General features: G+C 66.0%; 5 protein-coding genes. 3 read left to right on the top strand and 2 right to left on the bottom strand.

Features of this window, described 5'->3' with window-relative positions:
* A partial coding sequence (locus NS2_RS35185) for a hypothetical protein (protein ID WP_147207441.1) occupies positions 1–213 on the bottom strand: 213 nt, incomplete at its 3' end.
* 54 nt (positions 214–267) lie between these two features.
* Between NS2_RS35185 and NS2_RS36590 the strand changes: the two genes are divergently transcribed.
* Positions 268–834: a hypothetical protein gene (locus tag NS2_RS36590; RefSeq protein ID WP_158544070.1), complete on the top strand. Its 567-nt coding sequence runs from the start codon at positions 268–270 to the stop codon at positions 832–834.
* A 122-nt stretch (positions 835–956) separates the two neighbouring features.
* Positions 957–1,976, top strand: coding sequence for an NPCBM/NEW2 domain-containing protein (locus tag NS2_RS35190; RefSeq protein ID WP_033091688.1), 1,020 nt, complete (start codon positions 957–959; stop codon positions 1,974–1,976).
* Between the two features lie 12 nt (positions 1,977–1,988).
* Here NS2_RS35190 and NS2_RS35195 read toward each other — a convergent pair whose 3' ends face one another.
* Complete coding sequence (locus tag NS2_RS35195; protein ID WP_197707832.1) at positions 1,989–2,639, bottom strand: TetR family transcriptional regulator; 651 nt, start codon at positions 2,637–2,639, stop codon at positions 1,989–1,991.
* A 97-nt stretch (positions 2,640–2,736) separates the two neighbouring features.
* Here NS2_RS35195 and NS2_RS35200 point away from each other — a divergent pair, with 97 nt between their 5' ends.
* On the top strand, positions 2,737–3,525 hold the full coding sequence (locus tag NS2_RS35200) for an SDR family NAD(P)-dependent oxidoreductase (RefSeq protein WP_052087108.1): 789 nt from the start codon (positions 2,737–2,739) through the stop codon (positions 3,523–3,525).
* The last annotated feature ends 122 nt before the right edge of the window (positions 3,526–3,647 follow it).

The raw sequence follows: 3,647 nt of genomic DNA on the forward strand, positions 1-3,647 counted from the left end.
GACGTATGCAGAGTTGGTATTACCCATCCCCTCCAACGGGACAACCAAGACATTCATATCGCCGAGCGCCGCTCGCGCGAGTTTGCTTCCCCGCCACGGATACTCCGCACAATCACCCAATGCGCGAACAACAGCAACGCGTTCCATTTCAAGCGCGGTCAACACGACCACATCGATGGCGATGGCCGGATCGGCGGCCGTCGACTGCGACATGGCGCCAGACTACCCGGTTACCGACCCTTCACAGCACGCAATAGTCGAGATCGGTTGCGCACCAAGGGCTACAGTGGTGAGGCGGCCGATTCGGCCGCATGGAAACACTCGGCAGGGACCGGTTCGGCAGTGACGGACGAACATCCGACCTTGAAGAGCGAACAGCTCGAACGCATCAAATTACGCGATACCTTCCTCAACCTGAATATCGTTGCACTGGGTGTGGTTACGGCCGTCGGACTACCGGGCCAGCGGGGCGGCGTATGGCTGATAGTCCCGTGGATCACCACGATTCTCGGCTGGGCCTATCTCTCCAATGACGACAAGGTGTCCGCTATTGCCCGACACCTCCGGTTGCAGGTAAGCCCCATTGACGTGAGCGGCTCATGGGAGACGAGTCGCAAAGGACTACTGCCGCTGCGGATTCGATGGTTCGCCGACGTCATTACTTTCACGCTGTCGTTCATTGCCCCGATTCCCGCGGCGATCACGCTCTACGCGACCAGCGTGCATACCTCGCGGCCGACGGTCATATATCTCGTGACAGCGCTGGAAGCAATGGCAACGACGGCATTGGCGGCGGTATACGCGATGTCGGCGGCGCGGCGGCGGCGCGAGTGAATTCACTTGGCACGGACGATATACCGCCGAATTCGGCGTCACCGGGAAACCATCGGGACTACGCTCCCTCCACGGAACGCGCGATGCGCCGTTCCCTCCCGGTGGATAGGAGTTCGATCCCTGTGCGATGGTCAACGCTATTCTCCTACGCCGCCGCACTGGTCGTCGCCGTCGGGATGACCGCGGGGTGCTCCGGCAACCAGACTTCCGCCGGTTCCACCTCCACCCGGGCGATCACGACCACGACTTCCCCCGTCCCCACCACCCCCGCCGAGGTCCGGGTCGCGCTCGCCGATCTCAAACCCGCGGGCGACCAGATCCCGGACGTCAAGAAGGCCGCGGTCGACGGCGTGACCGTCGGGCGGGCCATGTACATCGGCACCTGCTACGCCAATTCCGATCCCATCTTCAACTACCGCGTGCCGCTGAAGAGTTCGTCCTTCACCGCCACCATCGCCATGGGCGACCGCAGCGCGCAGGACTCCCAGGCGCACGTGGAGTTCTTCGTCAACGACATCCGCGCCGCCGTGGTCGACCCGCGTCTGGGCAGCCCCGCCCGGGTAACCCTCGATGTCAGCGATGCCGCCACGCTCTCGGTGCGCGTATACCCGTACCGCACCGACGAATGCGGCGAGAGCCGCGGCATCGTTCTCGCGAGCGCCGAGTTCTCGACCCTCGCGAATCCGGCCGCCGCCAAGCGCACCGAGGATCCCTCGGCCTACACGGTCGAGACGGAAACCGTTTCGGCCAAGTGCGATTCGTTCGACCTGAAGTCCGACCACAAGCCGATGCCCCTGAACGGGCAGACGAGTTACCACGCGCTGTCGGCGGGCCGCAAGGACAACCTCGGCGATGCGCCCGGACCGTGCGGCTTCGAATACAACCTCGCCCGGTCCGCCAAGAAACTGACCGCCGTCGCGGGCGTCATCGACGACAGCACCTCGACCTTCACCTGCCGCATCGAGATCTCGGCCGACGGCAAGTCACTGTTCAACAAGGACTTGGCGCTGGGCAGCACCGAACCCGTCGACATCCCGGTGGACAACGTGCTCCGGCTGCGGGTCGAGTTCACCTTCCTCGGCAAGGGCTACGGCCAGTGCGCGCTGGGCGATTTCCGAATCTTCCGATCGGCCGCGAAGTAACGAAATCCGCTCCTACAGCAGCGAATGCGTGGCGAGGCGGATCAGGCAGGTGTCGACGAAGTCGGCGGCGGAGCCGGGTTCGTCGGTGGCGGCCCAGCGTTCGGTGGCGAGGCGGACGGCGGTGTTGGCCATGGCGGCGGTGAGGGCCACGTCCAGATCGTCGGGGGTCGATCCGGTGCGGGCGGCGATGATGGGGATCAGCTGGGCTTCGCAGTCCTGGTGGACTCGTAGCCAGGTGGCGCGCAGGGCGGGGAGTTGGGTGGCCGCGCGGACCAGGGGGCGCAGGCGGGATTCGGGGATGGACTCGGCGGCGAGGGTACGGGTGGTGGCGGTTCGGTAGGAGCGGGCCAGGGCCTCGCGCAGGGGGAGGTCGGGCGGGCAGGCGGCGAGTTCGTCGGCCCAGGCCTGGGTGCCGATGGCCAGCAGCGGGGCCAGCACGTCTTCCTTGGTGGCGAAGTAGCGGTAGAAGGTGCGCAGGCCCATGCCCGCGGCGGCGGCGATGTCCTCGACCGTTGTTGCGGTGTAGCTGTTTTCGATGAAGAGGTGGGCGGCGGCCAGCGCAACCTCGCGGCGGGTGGCCGCGCGGCGGGCCTCGGACAGGGCGGGACGGCCGGCGCGGGGGCGGTCACTGGTCATGGTCATGGATGCCCTTTCGCTGGCCATGGGGGCACTCTAGCCGGGGCCGAAAGTATTTATGGCGCGGCGTGCCATTTTCGGCATATCGTGTCAGAAAGTAGTTCCATCGATCAGGAAGTGATCCATGAACCGTCTCGAGCAGCGCCGCATCCTGGTGACCGGCGCCGGATCCGGCATCGGCCAGGCCACCGTTCTCCGATTGCTGTCCGAAGGCGCGGTCGTCTCGGGCGCCGACGTCAATGCCGAGGGGCTGGCGCTGACGCGCAAGCAGGCCGCCGAGGCGGGCACCGATTCGCGCCTGATCACCCTCGAGATGAACATCGGCGAGGAGGCCGAGGTGGTCGCGGGCGTGCGCACCGCCGTCGAGGCGCTCGGCGGGCTGAACGCGCTGGTCAACGCGGCGGGCATCCTGCGCGCGGCGCACACCCACGAAACCTCCCTGGACCTGTGGAACCAGATCATCAATGTGAACCTCACCGGTACCTTCCTGGTGATCCGCGAGGCGCTGCCCGCGCTGCTGGCCAATCCGCGCAGCACCGTGGTGAACTTCAGTTCCACCTCGGCCAACTTCGCGCACCCCTACATGGCCGCGTACTCCGCGAGCAAGGGCGGCATCCAGACCCTGACCCATGTACTGGCCCTCGAATACGGCAAGCAGGGCCTGCGCGCGGTGAGTGTCGCGCCGGGCGGCATCAAGTCGGGAATCACCGACGCTACGCCGGGCTACCTCCCCCAGGATGCCGACTGGTCGCTCTTCGGCCGGTTGATCGCCGTACTGCCGCAGGACAATCCGGCCGAGCTGGCCGGGCCGGAGAATGTGGCGGGTGTCATCGCCATGCTGGTGTCGGACGACGGGTCGCGGCAAAGTAGTGCGTTCTGGTTACCTACCTCAGAACAGATTCACTCGCGGTGACGGTGTCACTTCGTCGGGCCAGTAGCGACCAGCCAACGGTTATTAGAGTAGGAAGCGTTGTCGGCCCGCTGGTCTGGACGGCGGATGACGCGTGGGGTCGCAGCAAGTAGTGCGCTAGTGTC

This window comes from Nocardia seriolae NBRC 15557 (genome assembly GCF_007990715.1).
Lineage (GTDB): Bacteria > Actinomycetota > Actinomycetes > Mycobacteriales > Mycobacteriaceae > Nocardia > Nocardia seriolae.

What these genes read in the sequence shown, in the direction of transcription:
- NS2_RS35195 (WP_197707832.1), bottom strand. Translation starts at nt 2,639, where the DNA reads ATGGCCAGCGAAAGGGCATCCATGACCATGACCAGTGACCGCCCCCGC.
- NS2_RS35200 (WP_052087108.1), top strand. Translation starts at nt 2,737, where the DNA reads ATGAACCGTCTCGAGCAGCGCCGCATCCTGGTGACCGGCGCCGGATCC.